Origin of the sequence: Massilia genomosp. 1, from assembly GCF_011682185.1 — a bacterium.
Lineage (GTDB): Bacteria > Pseudomonadota > Gammaproteobacteria > Burkholderiales > Burkholderiaceae_D > Telluria_A > Telluria_A rubra.
In genome coordinates this window covers 38,889-61,938 of sequence record NZ_WHJF01000023.1, presented here as the reverse complement: position 1 = coordinate 61,938, position 23,050 = coordinate 38,889, and the positions used below count along the sequence as shown (strand labels likewise).

Genomic DNA, 23,050 nt, shown 5'->3' with positions numbered 1-23,050 from the left:
GTCTCCATGGTGGCCACAGCCTCGGCTACCGCGTCGGCTACCGCGCCGGCTACCGCGCCGGCTACCGCGCCGATCGGCGTGTTCGATTCCGGCGTGGGTGGCTTGTCGGTCCTGCGCCATATCCGCGCGCAGCTGCCGCATGAGCATTTGCTGTACTTCGCCGATTCCGGTTTTGCGCCGTACGGCGACAAGCCGGAAAGCGTGGTGGCCGAACGCTCGCTGGCGGTAGCGGCTTTTCTGATCGCCAACGGCGCCAAGGCGCTGGTGGTGGCCTGCAATACGGCGACGGTGGCCGCCATCAAGGTATTGCGTGAGCACTATCCCGACATGCCCATCGTCGGGGTGGAGCCGGGCCTCAAGCCGGCGGCGGCGGCCACGCGCAACGGCAAGGTGGGCGTGCTGGCGACCAGCGTGACCGTCGCTGGCGCCAAGTTCCTGCTGCTGCGCGACCAGGTCAGTGCAAGCAGCCATGCGCAGTTCCTGCTGCAGGGCTGTCCGGGGCTGGTTGACCAGATCGAACTGGGCGAGCTCGCTTCACCGGCGATCAGGACGCTGCTGGAACGCTATGCGGGGCCGCTGCTGGAACAGGGCGCCGATACGCTGGTGCTGGGCTGCACGCACTATCCGTTCGTGCTGGCGATGCTGAACGAGGTCATCGCCAGCGCGACGTCGCGCCAGATCGTGCTGATCGATACCGGCGACGCGGTGGCGCGGCAACTGGCGCGCCTGCTGGGGGCGGCCGGGCTGCTCAATGCGGACGATGGCATCGTCGCTGGCGCTGCCGGCGTGACGGAGGCACCGCCTCCCGCTGCCCTGCAAGGCTTTACCACCGCCAGCGAAGCGGCCTTGTCGCTGGCGTTTGCCAATTTGCTGGGGATCGCCGCGCCGGTGCGCCAGGTGATCATTTGAAAATATTTCGCTTTCAGCGCATTTTGATTTGCCAGTTCGCTCAGATGTTTGTATAATCTTTTTCTGTTCGGGAAGCATACGAACAAAATGCAGATTCGATGGTGGCTGTAGCTCAGTTGGTAGAGTCCAGGATTGTGATTCCTGTTGTCGTGGGTTCGAGCCCCATCAGCCACCCCATCGTTTTGCATGCGCAGTAAAAGCAGACCTGTGAAATCACATTCACAATGCGAATTTTCCGGCAAGTCCGGAATCTTCCAGCGATATGGCCACCCTTGAGGTGGCTTTTTTGTGTGCGCGCGATCCGTCACACGCGCGCAAGCCGGCGCCATCGATCATCGGCATGCCGGCGACATGCACAGCGCGGCAGCGGAGCGCCGGACCGCCGGACCGTACGAATCATTTGTCGTACCAATAAGCATGTGGTAACTTGATTGATCGATAACAACATGGCGGCAACCATCATGAGCAGCCCCACCAGGCATATCCCTTACCTTGACGGGTGGCGCGGGTTGGCAATCATCGCCGTATTGATTTCGCATTTCAAATCGACGCAAGAACTCTCCTGGCTTGGCGAGTTCGGCGTGCAATTGTTCTTCGTGTTGTCGGGCTTTTTGATGGGCAAGCTGTTGTTCATCAAAAAGGTGCCGCTCAAGGATTTCTTCGTGCGCAGGCTGAGCCGGGTGCTCCCGACGTTCTGGCTGTTTGTGATGGCGATGGCGCTCTACGCCGCCTTCCTGCAAACGGTGCGCTTTGTGGTGCCGCAGGGGGAACTGATCGCCACCCTCGCATTTTTGCGCAATTACTTCCCCGCCGATATCAGCATCTGGGCGCGTACCTGGCCGATCGGACATTTGTGGTCGCTCAGCGTGGAGGAGCACAGCTACCTGTTCCTGGCCGCTGGCGCCCTGCTGGCCAGCGGCCTGCGGCACCGCTTCGCCGGCCCCGCATTCCTGCTGGTCAGCACCGGCGCCATCCTGGCGATCAACGCGTATTACCCCGCCCACCCGCCAGCGGGCGCGACGCCGTGGTTCCTGCGCAGCGAGTCGGCCGCCATCGGCCTGATCGCGGCGGCGGCCTATCGGGTGACGGCGGCCGCCACCCAGGCGCCGTGGCTGCGCCAGACATCCCCCTGGCTGCCGGTCCTGACCCTGGTGGTCGCGATCGCGTGCTACTCGACTTACGCGCACAAGGAATTGCAATACACGCTCGCGCCCCTGTGCCTGGCCTACTCGATCAACCATCTGGAGCGCACTCCCCTGATCATCCGGCAACTGCTGGCAAGCAGGGTGTTGCAGTGGTTCGGGGTCTGCTCGTTTTCGCTGTACCTGTGGCAGCAACCGTTTTACTACGCCGTGGGCGCCGGCGCGATCTCGCATCCGGCCGGCTTGCTGGGCGCGATCAGCCTTGGCGCGCTATCGTTCCATCTCTTCGAAAATCCCGTGCGCCTGTATGTGAACCGCAAGTGGGCCGAACGGCGCGCGCGCCCCGCCGTCGCGTCGGACACCACTGCCGTGTAAGCGCGCATTCAAGCAAACAATTCGCGCCGCGCCCGCTGGCTGATCGCCAGGGTCGCCGGGTGACTCATGCGGCGCTCGGTGGTGATCGCATACACCTGCTCGACCAGTCCCGGCACCGTGCCCAGTTCCACCACCGCATACTGCTCGCACACCTGGCGCGCGATCACGGTCGGCGCGAAAAACGCGCCGGCGCCCGACTGGCCGAAGGCCTTCATCATCGCGCTGTCGTCGAACTCGCCGACGATGCGCGGGCGCAGCTGCTGGTTGGCCAGCCATTGCAGCAGCTTGTGGTGGATCGCGAAGTCCTCGCCGGGCAGCAGCAAGGGCGCGCGGTCAAGGCAGGCCGGAAACGTGCCTGCCAAGGTGGCCGCCAGGGCCGCCGTCGCAAACACGCTCAAGCCGCTTTCGCCGAGCAAGTGGCTGTATCCTTTGACGCTCAGGTGCGGCGGCATCGGACGGTCGGCGATGATCAGGTCGAGCCGATGCACCGCGAGCTCGGCCAGCAGGCTGGCCAGGCGGCCCTCGCGGCAGATCAGGCGCAAGGGCTCGGCCAGGCTGAGCGCAGGCTCGACCAGCCGGCAGGCGATCAGCTTGGACACCGAATCGGCGCATCCCACCCGAAATGCCAGCGCGGTCGTGAGCGATTGGTCGCGCACGATGTCCAGCAGTTCGTCGCCGGTGTTGAAGATGGTTTCGGCGTAACTGAGGATGCGCCGGCCGGTATCGGTCAGCTCCAGCTTGCGCCCGGAGCGGCGGAACAGTTCCACGCCGAGTGCGCCGGCAAACTCGGTCAATTGCCCGGAAATCGACTGCGGCGCCAGGTGCAGCTGCTCGGCTGCGCGGGCGATGCTGCCGGTCTTGCCAACCATCCAGAAATAGCGCAAGTGCTTGAAGTTGAGATTGGACATGCGGGCCGCTCCTGGCGATTGCTCGAATTGTTCGAATGGTTCGATCAATCGGCCAAGTATAGGCGTTTCGCGCGATGGATCACGCCTCCCCGGCCGAGGCCGGCGCCGACAAGGCGGGCCGGGCCGGGCCGGGCCGGGCCGGGCCGGGCCTTACAGCGTGGCCGCGTCGATCAGGCGGCGGTAGCCGGCGATGCCCGCCTCCACCGCATAGCCCGCCTTGACCGATTCCACGGCCCGTACCCGCAAGGGCATCCAGCGCTCGCGCTCGCGCAAGGCGCGGCTGACGCTAGCGGCAAGCGCCGCCGTATCGAAAAAATCGACCAGCAAGCCATTCTCGCCGTCGCGGATCACTTCCGTCACCGGCGCCGTGTCCGAGCCGATCACCAGGCAGCCGCAGGCCATCGCTTCGAGCATCGACCACGACAGCACAAACGGATACGTCAGGTACACATGCGCGGCCGATACCTGCAGCAGCTCGCGGTAACGCGCGAACGGAATGCGGTCGAGAAAGTGTACGCGACTGGCATCGATGGCGACCTCGGCCAGCATTTTCTCGCGCCAGTTGCCAGCGCCCGCCGGCCGCGCGCCGTAGCTCACGCCGTCCCCGCCGGCCAGCACGATGTCGCAGCCGGGATTGTCGGCCAGGATGGCCGGCAGCGCGCGCATGAAGATATGAAAACCGCGGTACGGCTCCAGATTGCGCGACACATACGTCAGCACCGGGTCGCCCGGACGCAGCACTTTTCCGTTCGGCAGGGTGAAGGAGGCGGCGGGATTCGGGCACAGGTAGGCGGTGTCGACGCCCTCGTGAATCAGGGTGATCTTGTCCTGGTAGGGTTGGGGGTGCAGGCTTTTTTGCCAGCGGGTGGGGGCGACCGCGACGTCGCACGCTTCCAGGTTGAGCAGTTGCAGCGCATTCTTGGCGCGCACCCGCGCCCGGCCGTCTATATCGGTGGGAAACTCCGGGTCGAAGCCGACGTCGGCATGGTCCGTGTGATAGTAGAACTCGGAAAAATGCACCAACCGCGCATCGGGAAACGCCTCGCGCACGAACATGGTGTCGCCCCAGCCCGGATGGGCGACGATGACGTCCGGCACAAAGCCTTTTTCTTTCAATGCCAGCAGCACGCGCAGGCAGGCCTGTCCATGCAGGATGCCCGACTCGAACGGGCGCGCATAGTGGTGCGTTTCCTTGGCCTGGACCCGGTGCAGCTTGTAGGTCAGGGTGCGGACGTCCGGCAGGCCGGGGCAGCCTTCCTTGCCGATCGCCAGCACCTCGTAGGCCGGGTCGCGCGCCAGGTGGGCGGCAATCCGCTTGAACTGGCCAGGGAAATTTTGATGGACGAACAGAACGCGCCGCGCGCGGGTTGGCTGAGCTGGTGTGGATGTCATTATCGCGTCCTGCGGCACGCTTGGTCCGCAATGACCGGGTTGCTAAGGAGTGAACATCTTACCAGAATGGCAAGAAGGAAAAATCTCGGATTCTCATGCTTGCTCTAAAATAGCGCCAGCGCACTTCACTACGATAAAGGCACACAAGCATGAGTTACGACCTGATGGTTTTCGCAGCGGAAGCCGCCCCAAAAAAACGCGAGCCCTTCCTCATGTGGCATGAAGAACAAACCGAACTGGGCGAAGACCATTCCTACGCCGACCCGGCCATCACCACCCCGGCATTGCAGGCGTTCTACGCCGACATCGTCCAGGCCTTCCCGGCCATGCCGCTCGAGGAACGCGAGGAAGAAGACGAGGAGGACGAGGACGAAGAAGACGAGGACATGACCGACACCGACTACACCATCGGCAAGGCCTTCATCTATATGAGCTTTCCGTGGAGCCAGATCGACGACGCGCACGCCACCGTGACCCGCCTCGCCGGCCAGCATGGCGTGGGCTTTTTCGATGTCAGCTCCGATATCGCCGAAACCTGGCTGCCGGACGGCAAAGGCGGCCTGTACCTCGCCCATGCCGACTGAGCTTGCCGCGCCACCGACCTTGCAACACCTTGGCGGCGGGTCCGTCATCTCCGGCATCTGCTGGCCGCATCGGGCCACGGTCGGCCACATCGCGGTGGCGAGCGGGCGCATCGCCGGATATTTTCCGGCCGAGCGCGGCGACGACGCCATCGTCGACTGCGTGCTGGTGGCGGCCGGCAAATACCGCAACGGCGCCGCGCGCCGCTGGTGCCGCACGCACCAGGCCTACTGGGGCGTGAAGGCGGACCTGGCCGCGCTGGCCGACAGCGGCCAGCACCGGTGCGCGCGCCACCTGGAAAAGATGGGCTATGCGCTGCACCCGCCCGTGATCGACCTGGCCGCTTGCGCCAGGGTAAGCCTGGCCGGCGCGCCCGACGGCGCCATCGCGCTTATTCACATGGCGGCCGGCGCAACAGCGCCCATCGCAACGCGCTGCGCGGCAGTGGCGCTGCGCAGCGGCGCCACGCACGCGCTGTTTCCCGGCACCGACATCGGGCAGATCAACATCACCCCGCCCGCCCTGCTGGCGTACAGCGCGGCACGCGCGGCCGGCCTGCAGCTTGGCTGTGTCTGCTGTGCGCGCTGCGGCCATCCGCACCTGGACCTGGGCAGCTTTGCGCAAAAACCACACCGGCGCCACTACTGCGGCCACTGCGGCAGCGACAGCACACATAGTCCGGCGCCCATGATTTCCTCCCCTCTGCATGCACTCAGTATCAAGTTCGACGGCCTCCTGACGATAATGTAAATACCCGCGTTCGGTACGCGCATACTCAGCATGCATTTTCCTAGCGTGCTATAAATGCAATACAGTAACCAGGAGAACAACATGGACGATGCAGACCGCCGTCACGAAGACCGTCGCCAGGACCTTGAGACCGCAGCGCAGTTGCACGAAGCGATTGCCTTGCAGCGCGCTTTCGGCAGCGACGCCGCCCAGCGCTTTCTCAAGCTGCGCGGCATTGGCGATGAAGTTTCGCAAAACGCACTGATCGAAAGCTACGACCGCCGCCAGGCGGCGCGCCGCCTGCGCGAGGCTGCGGTCAGCTAGCCTGCCCGCAGGCGAGCAGCACAGCAGTACCCCGCAAGTCCCCGCCCGGCCGCTGTTGCCAGCACGCCGGGAAGCACCTGACCGGAGGCGGGCCAGCCAGTTCTGGCCCCGCGCGGCCTTCACGGCCGCGCAAGTCTTCACCGGTTCCTGCAGGTACGTGCATGATGTTATTATTCTCTCAACATTCATTCGCGCCCTTCCCATGAAAATTCTGTCCGGCATCGTTGTCGCCCTCTTCCTGTGCGCCTGTTCGCAAAAAATGGAGGTCGCCGCCGGCGCCGCCATGCCAGAGGCTGTCGAAACCAAGTTGATCGAGGCGCCCGAACCGCCAGGAAGCCGGCGTTACATCGCCACGCGTCACACACTGCTGCTCGAAGCGCCCGAAGCCGAGCTGCACAAGCACTTCGAGGCGATCCAGGCGGCCTGCCTCAAGCTCGCCTGCGTGGTGCTCAACGCCGATCAGTCGCAGGCGCGCCTGCACAGCCCGGCCAATGCCAGCCTCAGCGCCCGCATTCCCCCGCAAGCGTTCGACAGTTTTCTCAAGACCATACTTGAGCACGGCAAGCTGCTGCAACATGAACGCGACAGCGAAGACCTGACCGCCCAGGTGATCGATGTGGAGGCAAAAATCGCCAACCTCACGGCGCTCAAGGCGCGCATCCTCGACCTGCTGGCCAAGCGCACCGGCAATCTGAAGGAAGTGCTGGAAGCCGAGAAGCAGTTGTCGCAAACTCAATCCGAACTCGACAGCATCAGCGGCCAGCGCAAGGCACTGGCCAGCCAGACCGAGATGGACGCGGGTCGAGCTGAAGCTGGTAGCCGAATCGCTGCATGCCGAACAAAGCTCGGTCGCGCCGGTAGCGCAGGCGGTCAAGGAATCGGGCCATGTGCTCATGTCGAGCCTGGGTATCCTGATCACCGTGGCCGTGGCCGTCTTGCCGTGGTTGCTGGTGTTGATCCCCCTGTTCCTGTGCTTGCGCAAGCTGTACCGTACACGCAAGGCGCGCCGCGCTCAAGCGGCGATGTAAAACCCCCGGTCCGAGCGCACGCCAAGGCGCTCGAGCACCTGGGCTGGCGCCACGCCCTGCCCGGCAAAATGCCGCTGCACGATTTCCTGGGCCACCGCCATTGCGCCGGCCGTCTTCCATTCGACCATGCTCACCACATTAAATTCCCCGGTGCCGCCAAATTGCGTCAATAAATGCTTCTGGCGCCAGCCGGGCAGGCGCTCGAACATGGCTTCAATCTCGCGCATCTGCGCCACAAAGGCCGCCAGCGACGCCGCTGGCACAACATATTTATCGATGCGAAATACCCCGTCGGACGGGTTCCTGGGTCTGTTCCTTGCCATCTGAAATTCTCCTTTAGAATGCTTGCCTGGGCAGCGAAAGCCAGTCTAAAACATCAAGTTAAGTTGAGGTCAAGGAGTTATCGATGGCAGAGCAACATCCGGTACGCGAAACCCATCCGAGCTTGTCGGTGGGCGAGGTCGCGCGGCGCAGCGGGGTAGCCGTGTCGACCCTGCATTTTTACGAAAAGCGCGGCCTGATCGCCAGCACGCGCAGCGCCGGCAACCAGCGCCGCTACGCGCGCGACGTGCTGCGCCGCATCGCCTTCATCCGCGTGGCCCAGCGTGTGGGCGTGAGCCTGGCCGAGATCGAGGCCGCGCTGGCCACCCTCGGCAGCGGCGCGCCCAGCCGCGACGACTGGGCGCGCCTGTCGGCCGCCTGGCGCCGCGACCTCGACCAGCGCATGGCGCAGCTGAAAAAACTGCGCGACACGCTCGACGATTGCATCGGCTGCGGCTGCCTGTCGCTGGAGCGCTGCTCGTTGCGCAATCCGCAGGACAAGCTGGCCGGCAAGGGACCGGGGCCGCACCGGCTCTGGATCGGCAAGCCGGCGCCCGAGGAAGACGATGGCCGATAGCGGCAAGGATAATCAAGGTAAGGGGTAAACAGACAGCCAGGCCGCCAAGGTTTGACGCCGGCCAGCGCGTCGCCACCAAGCGGGAACGCCGCCACGGGCGCGCGGTCAAATGATTTGCATTGACAATGCAGACAACGGTTGCATGAGTATTGCATTGAATTAATTGCAACTAACTGTAACGCATCCACTATATTTCGCGTGTTGTTGGTATTGTTTTTTGTTCAATCATTTGCACCGGGAGGCTGTCATTTCCACCAATACTCATGGCACGCACGCGGGCGCCCTCGCCTACCGGCCCGATATCGATGGCATGCGCGCGCTGGCGGTGATCGCCGTGATCGCCTTCCATGCCTGGCCGACCTGGTTTGCCGGCGGTTTCGTGGGCGTCGATATCTTCTTCGTCATCTCGGGCTTCCTGATCACCTCGATCCTCCTGTCCCAGCTCGAAAAGGGCAAGTTCAGCATCGCCGATTTCTACGTGCGCCGCATCCGCCGCATTTTCCCGGCCCTGACCGTGGTCATGCTGGCCACCCTCGCCTTCGGCTGGGTGACCCTGCTGCAAGGCGAGTTCCAGCAGATCGGCAAGCACGCCGTGGCCGGCACCACCTTCGTGTCGAACCTGGTGCTGTGGAACGAGGCCGGCTACTTCGACAACGACGGCATCACCAAGCCCTTCCTGCACCTGTGGTCGCTCGGGGTCGAGGAACAGTTCTACATCCTGTGGCCGCTGATCCTGTGGCTGGTATTGTCGCGCAAGCTGCGCTTCTTGTGGGTCGCCGGCGTGATCTTCGTGATTTCCATGAGCGCCAACGTGCTGCTGGTGGCCGACCATCCGGTGGCGGCCTTCTTTTCGCCGCTCACGCGCTTCTGGGAACTGATGGCCGGCGGCGTGGTCGCGTATCTGCACCTGCACCACGCGCAACGCTTCACACGGCATGGCACGGCGCTGTCGCTGGGCGGCGCGGTGCTGCTGGGGCTGGCGTTCTGGCTGACCAACGAGCAGTCGCTGTTTCCCGGCTGGTGGGCCATGTTGCCGGTCGGCGGCGCCTGCCTGCTGATTTTGGCCGGCAAGGATGCCCTGCTTAACCGCCAGCTGCTGGGACGGCGCCTGCCGGTCGCCATCGGCCTGATCAGCTATCCCCTGTACCTGTGGCACTGGCCGCTGCTGTCGTACGGCCACATCGTGTATGGCCAGAAGCCGCCGATAGCGGTCAAGCTGGCGCTAGTCGGCTCCGGCTTCGTGCTGGCCTGGCTCACTTACCGCCTGGTCGAAATTCCGCTGCGCGAACGGGCCAACCGCGCGCGCGTGACCTGGTCGCTGGGCCTGGGCATGGTCGCCATTGCCGTGTTCGGCCTGACCATCGGCACCGGCGTCTTGCGCGAACGCATCGACACCCATGGCGCCGAGCCCTACCTGGCGGCGCTGAACGACAGCCAGTATCCGGGCCCGACCCTGACGCCGCTGCGCTACGAGGGCGTGGTATTCCAGAAAGCCACCAGCCGCGGACCCGGCCTGACCGTGTTCTTGGGCGACTCGGTCATGCAGCAGTACGGCCCGCGCATCGAACACGCGGTGGCCACCGATCCGGCGCGCTTCAGTTCGGTGATTTTCGCCACCGCCGGCGGCTGCCCGCCGATCGAGCACACGATACGCCTGCCGCAGATCCGCTTTCCGCTGTGCCCCAAGACGGTGAAAGCGGCCTATGCGCTGGCCAACAGCGCCGAGGTCGACACCGTAGTGCTGGGCGCGGCCTGGTACGGTTACTTCAATGCCGGCCAGCGCGAACTGCTGTTCGACAAAGATGGCGTGCAAAAAGCCTTCCCGGCGGCCGACGCGCAGGAGCTCGCGTATGAATCCTTGCGCGCAAGCATTGCCAATCTGCGCAAGAACGGCAAGCGCGTGTTCCTGGTGCTGCAACCGCCGTCCGGGTCCGCCTACGATCCGCACTCGATGGTCACCGGCTCGCGTTTCGGCACCATCGCCCCGCTGCCGAAGGTGCCGGCGTTCAACCTGGCCGAGTATCGCCAGCGCAACGCGGTGCCGCTGGCGCGCCTGAGCGCGATTGCCGCCGACGCCGGCGCGATCGTCATCGAACCGGCCCAATACATGTGCCAGGACCAGCTGTGCCCGGTGCTCGACGAGAGCGGTGCGCCGCTGTACACCGACACCATCCACATGCGTCCCGCGTACAGCCGGCGCGCCGCCAGCTTCCTCGATCCGACCATGCTGCGCGGGCCGGCGCCGGCTAGTGCGCAGCCGACCGCGCTGGCGAGTCCGGCGCCGGCGCTGTGACGGCGCCGCCCCGCCCGTCCTTGCTTATGGCCCGGCGGGCAGGCTGGCCGCGCCCGGACCGGCCATCTGCACGCGCCAGCCGCGCAAGCGCCAGGCGGCCCAGGCCGACAATAGCGCGCCCAGCAGCAGGATCAGGCGCGTATCGAGCAGGGTCAGCACCGAGCCGGCCAGGGCCATGATGATGTTGGCCAGGCAGAACGTGGTCGACAGCAAGCCCATCACTGCGCCCTGCCCCAGCGCGCCGAAGCGCTCCGCGCACCAGCCCGGCACGATGGCGTTATAGAACGCGTTCGGAATCCCGAACAGCACGATCGCCACCAGTCCCAGCCACACATGGCCGAGCGCCACCGCCGCAATCGCCGTGGCGCAGGCGAACGCGCTCCACGTCGCCCGTTGCAAGGGGGCGACGTGGCTCGGCCGGCCGGCGAACACGGCGGTGCAAGTCATCACCGCGCACAGGGCGGCCGTGACCCAGGCGATGCCGGGCGCGCCGTAGCCGGGATACTCCACCAGCCACAAGGGATAGAACTCGTAAAAAGCGGTCACGCCGCAGGTATAGGCGAACTGGACGATGAAGAGTTTGCGCAGGTCGGCGTGGCGCAGCAAGTGAAACGCGTGCTGGTGGCGCGCCACATGCCTCCACGAGGTGGTCGCCAGCGAAGGCGCCTCGCGCGGCAGCACCAGCGCCACCAGCGCGGCGGTCATGAGCAGGGCGCCGGCCGCGATCCAGAACGGCACCGTGATGCCCCACACCACCGTGGCGCCGGCCAACAGCGGCCCGGCCAGCCAGCCAAGGTAAAACGCGCCGTTCAGCCACGACAAGGCGCGCACGCGCAGGTCGCCTTCGAGGCGGTCGGCCAGCATGGCGCGCACGACGGCGCCATTACCTTCCAACAAGCCGGTACCGAAGCGCGCCACGATAAACAGCGGATACGATTCGAGCAGCAGCGCGAGCGCCGTAAGCATGTGGCCGAGGGCGGCGCCGATGGTGGTCAGCATCAGCACAGGGCGGCGGCCGTAACGGTCCGAGAGCGGGCCGAGCAAGGTATTACCGATCAACAAGCCGAGCGGATTGATGGTCAGGGCCAGGCCGAACAGCATTTTGGGCGGCAGCCCGAGAAAGGAATTGAGGCCGTTGCCCACGCCCGACGCGAACAGCGGCGGCAGGATCGGATACGGCAGCGAGGCGCCGATGGTCGAGAACAGTCCCAGCAGGCAAGCGGCGGCAATAAGGAGTTTGATGTGCATGCGCGCGAACATACATGCGCACTAGCAATAGGTCAACAGCTGGTGTCAGGTCTGACATTCGGACACGGCCTCGGCCTTGCAGAGGCATAGCGATTCACCGGTCAACAACTGGTGTCAGGTCTGACATTCGGACACGGCCTCGGCCTTGCAGAGGCATAGCGATTCACCAAAGATGCAAGCTTATGGCGGAGCTCGTGTCCGAATGTCAGACCTGACACCGGCGGTAAAGATGCAAGCTTATGGCGGAGCTCGTGTCCGAATGTCAGACCTGACACCGGCGGTTGACACCGGCGGTGGGGCGCACCGGCGGTGGGCGTGAGGCAAGGAGCGCTTAGTCGAGTTTCCAGGCGTAGTCGACCTTGGTCCAGGTCTGGGCCGGGGCGCCATCCTTGGTGCCCGGCTTGAACTTGCAGGCGCTGATCGACTTGATCGCGGCCTTGTCCAGATTCTTGAAGCCGCTGGTTTTTTCCAGCTTCGATTCGACCACCGAACCGTCCGGACCGACCAGGAAGGACATCGATACCGTGCCTTGCTCCTCGTTCATCAGCGACGCTTTCGGATACTCGGCCTTGCACTTGGCGGCATCGAAACTGGCCGGCACTTCGGCCGCCGCAGCGGCGCCACACATCAGCAAGCCGGCGAACACACTGGTACAACGCGTAGAGGTCCACATACAATTTCCCTAATGTAACGTTCAATCGCGCGTCTGTGTTACGTCGACGCTGACGCTGCGGCTGGCAACCGCACTGCCCGCCCCGTCCTTACCGGCCCGGGATGCGGATCAGAATTCTTCCCATTCGTCGTTGCTGGTCGTGGCGGCTGCCTTTTTCGGCTTGGCGGCGGCGGCCGGCGCCGGGCGCTTCAGGGCCGGCTTGGCCACGCGCAGCGGGACTGCCTTGGCCGGACGGGCCGGCGCCGCCGCCGCCATCGCGGACGGCGCGGCGGCAAGCTGCGTCTCTTCGCCTTCGATCAACTTGAAGATGCTGACCACGTGCGCCAGTTCGCTGGCCTGGTCTTGCAGGCTCTGCGCGGCGGCGGCGGCTTGCTCGACCAGGGCGGCGTTCTGCTGGGTCATGCTGTCCATCTCGATGATCGACATGTTCACTTGCTCGATGCCGGCGCTCTGCTCCTGGCTGGCGTTGGCGATCTCGCCCATGATGTCGGTGACGCGCTTGACGCTGGCGACGACTTCATCCATCGTCACGCCGGCCTGGCCGACCAGCTTGCTGCCGCGCTCGACCTTCTCGACCGAATCGCCGATCAGGGTCTTGATTTCTTTCGCCGCCGCCGCCGAGCGCTGCGCCAGGTTGCGCACTTCCGAGGCCACGACCGCGAAACCGCGGCCCTGTTCGCCGGCACGGGCCGCTTCCACCGCCGCGTTCAGCGCCAAAATATTGGTCTGGAAGGCGATCCCGTCGATCACGCCGATGATGTCGACAATCTTGTTGGCCGAGGCATTGATCGAGCCCATCGTGTCGACCACTTGCGAGACCACCTCGCCCCCCTTGCGCGCCACGTCCGAGGCGCTGGCCGCGAGCTGGTTGGCTTCACGGGCGTTGTCGGCGTTCTGTTTCACGGTCGAGGTCAGCTCTTCCATGGCCGAGGCGGTTTTTTCCAGGGCGCTCGCTTGCATTTCGGTACGCGAGGACAGGTCGATATTGCCGGCCGCGATCTCACGCGAGGCGGTGCCGATGGTTTCCGTGCCGCCGCGCACCTGGCCGACGATATCTTTCAGGCTGTTGCGCATTTCGCGCACTTCCATCAGCAGGCTGCCCTGGTCGGCGTGGCTGGTGTCGATATGCACCGACAGGTCGCCGTGGGCGATGCTGCTGGCGATCTTGGCGGTGTAGTCCGGTTCGCCGCCGAGCTGCTTGAGCAAGCCGCGGGTGATGAAGACGGCGGCGATGCCGCCCAGCAGGATCGCCACGCCGCCCAGGATCAGCATGGTCAGGCGGGCCGCTTCGAAGCCGCTTTCGGCGTCTTTCTGGGCTGCGCTATTGAGCTTGTCTTCGAGGGCGGCGAGTTGTTCCAGCGCATCCATCCATTTTTTCTGGACCGGGCGGATTTCCTTGATCATGACGCGGGTGGCGTCTTCGGCCTTGTCGGCCATCCACAATTCGGAAGCCTTGGCCACGGCCGGCATGGCCAGCGCTTCGTGTTCCTTGATCTGGGCCAGCAAGCCCTTTTCCTCGTTGGATGCGGACTTGGCGAACTTGTCGCTCAGCTTTTTCTGGGCTTCGTCGTAGCGCGCAGTCTGTTCCTTGATGCGCTTCATTTCCGGTTCCATGTCGGCCGAATCGGTCATCAGGGTCAGGATGCGCAAGGACACGATGCGCTCGCTGACATTGGTGCGCATATCGATCACGAGACGGGTGACCACGTTGTTGACGCCAACCACGTTATCCAGGCGCGTCTGGATCTGGGCCATGCTGATGATGCCGACGATCGTGACGGCGACCAGAAAAGACAGGACCAGGACAAATCCGAGACCTAAACGGGTGCCGACCTTCATGTTGGATAAATTCATTTCGCGTCTTTTCTATGGAACGATTGATCGGATTAGCTAGGGTAAGCGCTGGTACTGTTGGGCTATCTCTGAAGAAACGGGTGGCCATCTGCGTTTCATTTAGGATAGATCAAAACAGTGACTGCGCATGCAAAAAAGGTTGATCTGAGAACGAATTGTTTCAACACAACAACAGCATGGACGGCGCTGGCGCTGCTTGAAAAACGGGCAAGAGATGCATCGATTATAGAGGCATGTTTTGCTCTAGAGCAAGCAGAAATACGTTTCAGCAATTGAAATATAGTTTCTTTGTTAAAACTATGCAGCGCGGGGAAGATCGCGGCGCATGCCAAGTCAAGCCAGTCATGCGCAGCGCGGGGAAATGAGGAAAACAGGGCGCACGTGCGGCGCCCGGAAGCGCATCGTTCCGTGCAAGGCGGAACGATGCGGCGCAGGCTGCTAGCCTGCCCGGCGCATGCCCGCCGCCGCGTCGAGCAGCAGGTGGGGGTCGGCTGCGGCCAGCCGTTTCGGGTCGGACATCACCTGGCGAAAACTGCGCGCCCCGCCCAGCCCGGCCATCAGCCCCAGCATGTGGCGCGTGATGCTGTTGAGCTTCAAGCCGCGCGCCGCGTGCAGGTCCAGCTGCGCCTGGATATACGGAATCATCGCCGCCAGCACTTCGTCGCGCGTCTTGACCGCCGCGTCGTCGCCGTAAAAGCGGGCGTCGTACTCGGCCATGACGTAGGGATTGTGATACGCCTCGCGCCCCAGCATCACGCCATCGACATGCGCGAGGTGCAGCGCGATCTCGTCGGATGTCTTGATGCCGCCGTTGATGATGATTTCCAGGTCCGGAAACTCGCGCTTGAGCTGGTACGCCACCTCGTACTTGAGCGGCGGAATCTCGCGGTTTTCCTTGGGCGACAAGCCTTTCAGGATCGCGTTGCGCGCATGCACGATGAACGTCGTGCAGCCGGCGTCGGCAATGGTGCCGACGAAATCGCGCACGAAACCATACTCCTCGTTGCGGTCGATGCCGATGCGGTGCTTGACGGTGACGTCGATGCTGACGGCGTCGCGCATGGCTTTCACGCAATCGGCCACCAGTTGCGGTTCGGCCATCAGGCAGGCGCCGAACGCGCCCTTCTGCACCCGCTCCGACGGGCAGCCGCAGTTCAGGTTGATCTCGTCATAGCCCCATTGCTGGCCCAGCTTGGCGCTGGTGGCCAGGTCGGCCGGATCGCTGCCGCCCAGTTGCAGCGCCACCGGATGCTCTTCCTCGTTGAAGCGCAGGTGCCGCTCGACGTCGCCGTAGACCAGCGCGCCGGTGGTCACCATCTCGGTGTACAGCCAGGTATGGCGGGTGATTTCGCGATGGAACTTGCGGCAATGGCGGTCGGTCCAGTCCATCATCGGGGCGACAGAGAGCTTCCTGCCCCGGTAATTCGTTGATTTCAAGTGGTTTTACCTGTGATGTCAGCCGTGCTGCCGCGCGGCTGCGGATATGTCAACGGTGCCGCTCATGGCGGTGGGAAGCAAGGGGCGCGCCCGCGCCGGAAACGCGCACGCACCAAGGCCGCGCGCTCGCACCGCAAAGACGCATGATAGCAAAGATGGCGCCCGCTGCGGTCGCCATCGCTTGCGGGCGCCGGCTGCGGTCGCCATCGCTTGTGGGCGCCAGCGACCCCACCGCCAGGCGCGCCCGCCTCTTGCGTCTCAGCGCGCCTGGCACAGCGCCAGGCAGCGGCCCGCTTCGCTTCTCAGGGCGCGCGCATCGTCCGCCGCGCCGGGGTAGTCGGGCAACTGGTCGAGCAGGCCGGCCAGCACGTTGAGCGCCCCGCCCGCGCGTTCGAGCAAGGCGGCCAGGTCGCCCCGCCCGCCTGGCATCCCTTGCGCCAGGAACTCGGCCATGGCCTGCTCGAGCTGGCCTGCGTCGTGGAGCGCCGCGCAATACGCCTGCGGCAGCGCGGCCCGTCCCGGGCGCGCCGCGAAGTAGGCCCGCGCCACCGCTTCGCAGCCGGCCAGCGAGACCGCCCCGCCCTCCCAGGCCGACATCGTCCCGTTCGCCATCCATACGGACAGGACGTGGGCCATGCCTTTCAGGCGCTGGACCGAAAAAATCGCGCGATGCATGCGTTCAAGCTCATCGGAAGAGATCGATATCATGGTCTGTCCTCCTCTGTTGACGGTTAATTGGGATAGGTGGCCATGCATTCTTTCCAGAGTTCATCGAAGAGCTTGTGATTTTGCGCGGTGCAGATGGCCTTGTCCTTGACCATCGAGCACACTTGGTCGCGCATGATCTCGAAAGTCGAGGTCGCCGCCGCCAGGCAACTCATGCGGGTCGGTAAATTGGTCGGGTAAGGAGCGAAGTCGCCGCCATCCCAGCCGCCGCCCCGGAACGGGCCGCCGCCGCCGTCCGCGCTCCAGCCGCCGCCGTCGTAGGGGCCGCGCCCGCCAGCGCCGTCGCCGCCGCACAGGTTGAACTCCTGGGGCGAGAAACGGCAATCCCAGCTATGTTTTTCCCAGCCGGCGACGGCGATCAGGGTGTGGTTGAGGGAATCTGCCTCAGCCTTTGCCGGAGCGGCGGCGACGCCGGCCGAGGCCTGCGGCGCCGTCCGGCCGGCCAGCGCCGCCACCGTGTGCTCAAGCGCGCGCGCCGGCGGCGCGACATGCAGGCGCTGGCCGGCCTCGTTCCCGAGCGAAGCCAGCGCGCCCGCCTGATACTGCGCCCGCTGCACCTGCCCGTCCGATAGCTCGATGCGCTCGAGCCGCTGCTGGTCGTCATAGTAATAGGTGGCGAAGCGGCCATCCGAATGGTGGATGGCGGACAGCCTGCCTTCTGTATAGAAGTAATGCGTGCTGCTGTCATCGGCCAGGCGCGCAACGAGGCGCTCGCCATCCATCACCAAGCTTGCCCCGTTGACAAGAACGGCGCGCAAGACCTTGCCGGAGCGCGGCGTATGCTGGGGCGGCTGGGCGATGGCGCAGTCGAGCACGCATAACAGGGTGGCGAACAAGACGGATAAAGTCGATAAGCTGCGGTTCATGATGGGTCCCGGTTGATGAAAGAACAACCATGTTGCGCGTACACGGCAGCGCCGGTTTGTCGTGCCTCAAGCGCGTCGCGCATTCGCTAAGTCATTAATTACAAAGGAAAATAGCGTATTTCTGTGATTATTTCCACGACCGCTGCCAGGCGCGCCGGGCCACCCGGACGAGCATGATTCAAATTATTTCCGTACAGCACTTAACGGCTTCGCTGAAACGGTCGTCTTGTACTGGGGAGAGCGCGAAGCAACGCGGCTCCGACGTTCCCACCCCTACACTGGAGTTTGACCATGCTGAGCCTTCACACCAACAACGCCGCCCTGTCCGCACAAAATTCGATCAACCGCACCCAGGGTTCGCTGTCGACCTCGATGACCCGCCTGTCGACCGGCTACCGCATCAATTCCTCGATGGATGACGCCGCCGGCCTGCAGATCGCCACCCGCCTGAAAGCGCAAACCAGCGGCATGGCCGTGGCCATGCGCAACACCCAGAACTCGACCTCGATGCTGCAAACGGCTGAAGGCGCGCTCGACGAAGTAAGCAACATGCTGGTGCGCATGAAAGACCTGGCCACGCAAGCGGCCGATGCTTCCTCGACCGGCGCCGACAAGACCGCCATGCAGTCGGAATACGACGCCCTCGGCACCGAACTGTACAACGTGATGAACAACACCACCTTTGGCGGCGCCAAGCTGCTCGCCGGCGGTACCATCGCTTCGTCCATGACGTTCCAGATCGGTTCGAGCACCAGCGAAAAAATGACCGTCGACATGTCGGCCAGCATGACCACCCTGGGCACCGATGTTCTGGCGACCACCGCCAACTACGCCGCCGTGGCCGTCACCGGCACCGAACTGACCGGCGCCGGCACCGCCTCGACCTCGATCGACAAGCTCTCGACCGCGATCGCCTCGATCGGCACCGTGCGCTCGGCCCTGGGCGCCTCGGCCAACCGCCTGGAACACGTGTACAACAACCTGTCGAACATCAGCACCAACAGCAAGGCCGCCACCGGGCGCATCATGGATGTCGACTTCGCCAGCGAAAGCTCGAAAATGACCACCAGCCAGATGCTGCTGCAAGCCGGCACCGCCATGCTGAAACAGAGCAACAGCATGTCCTCGATGGTCATGTCGCTGCTGCAGTAATCATCGGCCTGCCCGGCCGCAAGCCGGTTCCCCCGACAAGCCAGCCGCTCACCCGGCTGGTTTTTTTACGTGCGTCCACGCGCGCTACACTGTGATCGGATTGGCAAGGTCGAAATATATTTCCGCATGGCACTTAATGATCTGGATCAAAGTGTCGCCTTGTAGTGATGAGAGCGCGACACCGAGCGCGGCTCCGAACAGTTTCCACCCCCAATACCCAGGAGTTTGACCATGCTGAGCCTTCACACCAACAACGCCGCCCTGTCCGCGCAAAACTCGATCAACCGCACCCAGGGCTCGCTGTCGACCTCGATGACCCGCCTGTCGACCGGCTACCGCATCAATTCCTCGATGGACGACGCCGCCGGTCTGCAGATCGCCACCCGCCTGAAAGCCCAGACCAGCGGCATGGCCGTGGCCATGCGCAACACCCAGAATTCGACCTCGATGCTGCAAACGGCTGAAGGCGCGCTCGACGAAGTGAGCAACATGCTGGTGCGCATGAAAGACCTGGCCACGCAAGCGGCCGATGCCTCCTCGACCTCGGCCGACAAAACCGCGATGCAGTCGGAATACGACGCCCTCGGCACCGAACTGAACAACGTACTGACCAACACCTCCTTCGGCGGCGCCAAGCTGCTCGTGGGCGGCACCATCGCCTCGGCCATGACGTTCCAGATCGGTTCGAGCACCAGCGAAAAAATGACGGTCGACATGTCCACCAGCATGGGCACCCTGGTCACCGACGTGACCGCCACCACCGCCAACTACACCACCCCGAACTCGGTCGGCACCGAACTGACCGCCGCCGGCACCGCCTCGACCACGATCGACAAGCTTTCGACCGCGATCGCCTCGATCGGCACCGTGCGTTCGTCCCTGGGCGCCTCGGCCAACCGCCTCGAACACGTGTACAACAACCTGTCGAACATCAGCACCAACAGCAAGGCCGCCACCGGCCGCATCATGGACGTCGACTTCGCCAGCGAAAGCTCGAAGATGACCACCAGCCAGATGCTGCTGCAAGCCGGCACCGCCATGCTGAAACAGAGCAACAGCATGTCGTCGATGGTCATGTCGCTGCTGCAGTAATCAACTGCATGCCCGGCCGCAAGCCGGGCCCCCGACAAGCCAGCCGTCCACCCGGCTGGCTTTTTTTACGTCCGCGCGCGGCGTAAAGCGATCGGATTGGCAAGGTCGAAATATATTTCCATACGGCACTTAATGATCTGGATCAAAGTGTCGCCTTGTATTCTATGAGAGCGCGACACCAGCGCGGCTCCGAAAGCCCCCACCCCAATACCCAGGAGTTTGACCATGCTGAGCCTTCACACCAACAACGCCGCCCTGTCCGCGCAAAATTCGATCAATCGCACCCAGGGCTCGCTGTCGACTTCGATGACCCGCCTGTCGACCGGCTACCGCATCAATTCCTCGATGGACGACGCCGCCGGCCTGCAGATCGCCACCCGCCTGAAAGCCCAGACCAGCGGCATGGCCGTGGCGATGCGCAACACCCAGAATTCGACCTCGATGCTGCAAACGGCTGAAGGCGCGCTCGACGAAGTGAGCAACATGCTGGTGCGCATGAAAGACCTGGCCACGCAAGCGGCCGATGCCTCCTCGACCACGGCCGACAAGACCGCGATGCAGTCGGAATACGACGCCCTCGGCACCGAACTGAACAACGTACTGACGAACACCTCCTTCGGCGGCGCCAAGCTGCTCGTGGGCGGCACCATCGCTTCGGCCATGACGTTCCAGATCGGTTCGAGCACCAGCGAAAAAATGACGGTCGATATGTTGACCAGCATGGGTACCCTGGTCACCGACGTCGGCCTGACCACCGCCAACTACGGCGCGCCGAACACGGTCGGCACCGAACTGACCGGCGGCGGCGCCTCGGCCACCATCGACAAGCTTTCGACCGCGATCGCCTCGATCGGCACCGTGCGTTCGTCCCTGGGCGCCTCGGCCAACCGCCTCGAACACGTGTACAACAACCTGTCGAACATCAGCACCAACAGCAAGGCCGCCACCGGGCGCATCATGGACGTCGACTTCGCCAGCGAAAGCTCGAAAATGACCACCAGCCAGATGCTGCTGCAAGCCGGCACCGCCATGCTGAAACAGAGCAACAGCATGTCCTCGATGGTCATGTCGCTGCTGCAGTAATCAAGGGCATGCCCGGCCGCAAGCCGGGTCCCCGACAAGCCAGCCGCTCACCCGGCTGGTTTTTTTTCGTCCGTGTACGCGGTCGCGCGACGGGATTGACAATGATCAAAGGTTTGCCGTATGGCACTTAATGGGCCGGACCGGGGTGTCGCCTTGGAGTGATAAGAGCGCGGCACCAAGCGCGACTCCGACACACCACCCACCCCAACCATCAGGAGTTTGACCATGCTGAGCCTTCACACCAACAACGCTTCCCTGTCCGCACAAAATTCGATCAACCGCACCCAGGGTTCGCTGTCGACCTCGATGACCCGCCTGTCGACCGGCTACCGCATCAATTCGTCGATGGATGACGCCGCCGGCCTGCAGATCGCCACCCGCCTGAAAGCCCAGACCAGCGGCATGGCCGTTGCGATGCGCAACACCCAGAATTCGACCTCGATGCTGCAAACGGCCGAAGGCGCGCTCGACGAAGTGAGCAACATGCTGGTGCGCATGAAAGACCTGGCCACCCAAGCGGCCGACGCTTCCTCGACCGGCGCCGACAAGACCGCCATGCAGTCGGAGTACGACGCCCTCGGCACCGAACTGTACAACGTGATGAACAACACCACCTTTGGCGGCGCCAAGCTGCTCGCCGGCGGCACCATCGCCTCGGCCATGACGTTCCAGATCGGGTCGAGCACCAGCGAAAAAATGACCGTCGACATGTCGGCCAGCATGACCACCCTGGGTACCGATGTTCTCGCCACCACCGCCAACTACGCCGCCGCGCCCGTGCTCGGCACCGAACTGACCGCCGCCGGCACCGCCTCGACCACGATCGACAAGCTCTCGACCGCGATCGCCTCGATCGGCACCGTGCGCTCGGCGCTGGGCGCCTCGGCCAACCGCCTCGAACACGTGTACAACAACCTGTCGAACATCAGCACCAACAGCAAGGCCGCCACCGGGCGCATCATGGACGTCGACTTCGCCAGCGAAAGCTCGAAAATGACCACCAGCCAGATGCTGCTGCAAGCCGGCACCGCCATGCTGAAACAGAGCAACAGCATGTCCTCGATGGTCATGTCGCTGCTGCAGTAATCATCGGCCCGCCCGGCCGCAAGCCGGGTCTCCCCCGCAAAGCCAGCCGCTCACCCGGCTGGCTTTTTGACGCCCACGCGCGCCGCCGCGTGATCGGATTGACAAGGGGGAAATATATTTCCATGTGGCACTTAATGATCCAGATCAAAGTGTCGCCTTGTATTGATGAGAGCGCGACACCAGCGCGGCTCCGAACAGTTTCCACCCCCAACATCCAGGAGTTTGACCATGCTGAGCCTTCACACCAACAACGCTGCCCTGTCCGCGCAAAATTCGATCAACCGCACCCAGGGCTCGCTGTCGACCTCGATGACCCGCCTGTCGACCGGCTACCGCATCAATTCGTCGATGGATGACGCCGCCGGCCTGCAGATCGCCACCCGCCTGAAAGCGCAAACCAGCGGCATGGCCGTGGCCATGCGCAACACCCAGAATTCGACCTCGATGCTGCAAACGGCTGAAGGCGCGCTCGACGAAGTGAGCAACATGGTAGTGCGCATGAAAGACCTGGCCACCCAAGCGGCCGATGCCTCCTCGACCACGGCCGACAAGACCGCCATGCAGTCGGAATACGACGCGCTCGGCAAGGAACTGAGCAACGTGATGACCAACACCACCTTCGGCGGCGCCAAGCTGCTCATCGGCGGCACCATCGCTTCGTCGATGACCTTCCAGATCGGTTCGAGCACCAGCGAGAAAATGACGGTCAACCTGGCCACCGACGTGACCGCCATGAACACCGCCATCGGCGCCACCAGCGGCACCTACACCGTGCCGGGCACCCCGGGCACCGAGCTGACCGCCAGCGCCAACGCCACCATCGACCTGCTCTCGACCGCGCTGGCCTCGATCGGCACCGTGCGCTCGTCCCTGGGCGCCTCGGCCAACCGCCTGGAACACGTGTACAACAACCTGTCGAACATCAGCACCAACAGCAAGGCCGCCACCGGGCGCATCATGGACGTCGACTTCGCCAGCGAAAGCTCGAAAATGACCACCAGCCAGATGTTGCTGCAAGCCGGCACCGCCATGCTGAAACAGAGCAACAGCATGTCCTCGATGGTCATGTCGCTGCTGCAATAATTTCCCGCGTCAGCAAGGCGGCCCGGCTCACGCAGCCGGGCGCCGTTCCAGCCAGCCCTCACCGGCTGGCTTTTTTTATGCCCGGAAAATAGTTCGGCTAATTTCCATGCAGCACTTAACGCGGCCGGCGAAACGGTCGTCTTGTATTGGTAAGAGCGCGACCGACTGCG

Annotated in this window: 21 protein-coding genes and 1 tRNA gene; 14 read left to right on the top strand and 8 right to left on the bottom strand. The window is 64.0% G+C overall.

The window, feature by feature from the left end; translation table 11 throughout:
• Positions 1–6 precede the first annotated feature (6 nt).
• From murI to F1735_RS11270, 3 genes are all read left to right on the top strand, one after another.
• Positions 7–909, top strand: a complete 903-nt coding sequence (gene murI, locus F1735_RS11280; RefSeq protein ID WP_167237007.1) for a glutamate racemase — start codon at positions 7–9, stop codon at positions 907–909.
• 101 nt (positions 910–1,010) lie between these two features.
• Positions 1,011–1,086, top strand: a tRNA-His gene (locus tag F1735_RS11275).
• Between the two features lie 284 nt (positions 1,087–1,370).
• Complete coding sequence (locus F1735_RS11270) at positions 1,371–2,426, top strand: acyltransferase family protein (RefSeq protein WP_167237006.1); 1,056 nt, start codon at positions 1,371–1,373, stop codon at positions 2,424–2,426.
• An 8-nt stretch (positions 2,427–2,434) separates the two neighbouring features.
• On the opposite strand, the gene nhaR is transcribed toward F1735_RS11270, so the two are convergent.
• Together nhaR and F1735_RS11260 are read right to left on the bottom strand one after the other, a co-directional pair.
• Complete coding sequence (gene nhaR / locus F1735_RS11265) at positions 2,435–3,334, bottom strand: transcriptional activator NhaR (RefSeq protein WP_167237005.1); 900 nt, start codon at positions 3,332–3,334, stop codon at positions 2,435–2,437.
• Positions 3,335–3,484: 150 nt separating this feature from the next.
• The gene (locus F1735_RS11260; protein WP_167237004.1) at positions 3,485–4,726 is read right to left on the bottom strand and encodes a glycosyltransferase family 4 protein; all 1,242 of its coding nucleotides are present in this window, start codon (positions 4,724–4,726) and stop codon (positions 3,485–3,487) included.
• A 149-nt stretch (positions 4,727–4,875) separates the two neighbouring features.
• Here F1735_RS11260 and F1735_RS11255 point away from each other — a divergent pair, with 149 nt between their 5' ends.
• The 6 genes from F1735_RS11255 to F1735_RS11230 all read left to right on the top strand — a co-directional run bounded on the left by F1735_RS11255 (position 4,876) and on the right by F1735_RS11230 (position 10,580).
• Positions 4,876–5,310, top strand: coding sequence for a hypothetical protein (locus tag F1735_RS11255; protein WP_167237003.1), 435 nt, complete (start codon positions 4,876–4,878; stop codon positions 5,308–5,310).
• On the top strand, positions 5,300–6,058 hold the full coding sequence (locus F1735_RS11250) for a hypothetical protein (protein ID WP_167237002.1): 759 nt from the start codon (positions 5,300–5,302) through the stop codon (positions 6,056–6,058). Before F1735_RS11255 ends, F1735_RS11250 begins: the two co-directional genes overlap by 11 nt.
• An 81-nt stretch (positions 6,059–6,139) precedes the next feature.
• Positions 6,140–6,361: a hypothetical protein gene (locus F1735_RS11245; RefSeq protein ID WP_167237001.1), complete on the top strand. Its 222-nt coding sequence runs from the start codon at positions 6,140–6,142 to the stop codon at positions 6,359–6,361.
• A gap of 202 nt (positions 6,362–6,563) precedes the next feature.
• Entirely contained in the window at positions 6,564–7,562 is a 999-nt protein-coding gene (locus tag F1735_RS11240; RefSeq protein ID WP_167237000.1) for a DUF4349 domain-containing protein, read from the top strand.
• Between the two features lie 233 nt (positions 7,563–7,795).
• Positions 7,796–8,287: a redox-sensitive transcriptional activator SoxR gene (soxR, locus tag F1735_RS11235; protein WP_167236999.1), complete on the top strand. Its 492-nt coding sequence runs from the start codon at positions 7,796–7,798 to the stop codon at positions 8,285–8,287.
• A gap of 217 nt (positions 8,288–8,504) precedes the next feature.
• Complete coding sequence (locus F1735_RS11230) at positions 8,505–10,580, top strand: acyltransferase family protein (protein WP_167236998.1); 2,076 nt, start codon at positions 8,505–8,507, stop codon at positions 10,578–10,580.
• 24 nt (positions 10,581–10,604) lie between these two features.
• Here the strand turns inward: F1735_RS11230 and F1735_RS11225 are convergent, their stop codons facing one another.
• From F1735_RS11225 to F1735_RS11200, 6 genes are all read right to left on the bottom strand, one after another.
• A complete protein-coding gene (locus F1735_RS11225; RefSeq protein ID WP_167236997.1) occupies positions 10,605–11,828 on the bottom strand; it encodes an MFS transporter in 1,224 nt (407 codons plus the stop codon).
• Positions 11,829–12,159: 331 nt separating this feature from the next.
• Positions 12,160–12,501, bottom strand: a complete 342-nt coding sequence (locus F1735_RS11220; protein ID WP_167236996.1) for an energy transducer TonB — start codon at positions 12,499–12,501, stop codon at positions 12,160–12,162.
• A 108-nt stretch (positions 12,502–12,609) separates the two neighbouring features.
• The gene (locus tag F1735_RS11215) at positions 12,610–14,355 is read right to left on the bottom strand and encodes a methyl-accepting chemotaxis protein (RefSeq protein ID WP_229505719.1); all 1,746 of its coding nucleotides are present in this window, start codon (positions 14,353–14,355) and stop codon (positions 12,610–12,612) included.
• Positions 14,356–14,793: 438 nt separating this feature from the next.
• Positions 14,794–15,792, bottom strand: a complete 999-nt coding sequence (gene dusA / locus F1735_RS11210; protein ID WP_267876660.1) for a tRNA dihydrouridine(20/20a) synthase DusA — start codon at positions 15,790–15,792, stop codon at positions 14,794–14,796.
• Between the two features lie 258 nt (positions 15,793–16,050).
• Positions 16,051–16,500 (bottom strand): hypothetical protein, encoded by a 450-nt coding sequence (locus F1735_RS11205; protein ID WP_167236995.1) that lies wholly within the window; start codon positions 16,498–16,500, stop codon positions 16,051–16,053.
• 23 nt (positions 16,501–16,523) lie between these two features.
• Positions 16,524–17,384: an RHS repeat domain-containing protein gene (locus F1735_RS11200; protein WP_167236994.1), complete on the bottom strand. Its 861-nt coding sequence runs from the start codon at positions 17,382–17,384 to the stop codon at positions 16,524–16,526.
• A 291-nt stretch (positions 17,385–17,675) separates the two neighbouring features.
• On the opposite strand from F1735_RS11200, the gene F1735_RS11195 reads away from it, so the two are divergent.
• The 5 genes from F1735_RS11195 (at position 17,676) to F1735_RS11175 (ending at position 22,880) form a co-directional block, all read left to right on the top strand.
• Positions 17,676–18,536, top strand: a complete 861-nt coding sequence (locus F1735_RS11195; protein ID WP_167236993.1) for a flagellin N-terminal helical domain-containing protein — start codon at positions 17,676–17,678, stop codon at positions 18,534–18,536.
• 231 nt (positions 18,537–18,767) lie between these two features.
• Positions 18,768–19,628, top strand: a complete 861-nt coding sequence (locus F1735_RS11190) for a flagellin N-terminal helical domain-containing protein (RefSeq protein ID WP_167236992.1) — start codon at positions 18,768–18,770, stop codon at positions 19,626–19,628.
• Positions 19,629–19,853: 225 nt separating this feature from the next.
• Positions 19,854–20,711, top strand: a complete 858-nt coding sequence (locus tag F1735_RS11185) for a flagellin N-terminal helical domain-containing protein (RefSeq protein WP_167236991.1) — start codon at positions 19,854–19,856, stop codon at positions 20,709–20,711.
• A gap of 225 nt (positions 20,712–20,936) precedes the next feature.
• Positions 20,937–21,797: a flagellin N-terminal helical domain-containing protein gene (locus tag F1735_RS11180; RefSeq protein WP_167236990.1), complete on the top strand. Its 861-nt coding sequence runs from the start codon at positions 20,937–20,939 to the stop codon at positions 21,795–21,797.
• A 228-nt stretch (positions 21,798–22,025) separates the two neighbouring features.
• On the top strand, positions 22,026–22,880 hold the full coding sequence (locus tag F1735_RS11175; RefSeq protein WP_167236989.1) for a flagellin N-terminal helical domain-containing protein: 855 nt from the start codon (positions 22,026–22,028) through the stop codon (positions 22,878–22,880).
• Positions 22,881–23,050: the final 170 nt, after the last annotated feature.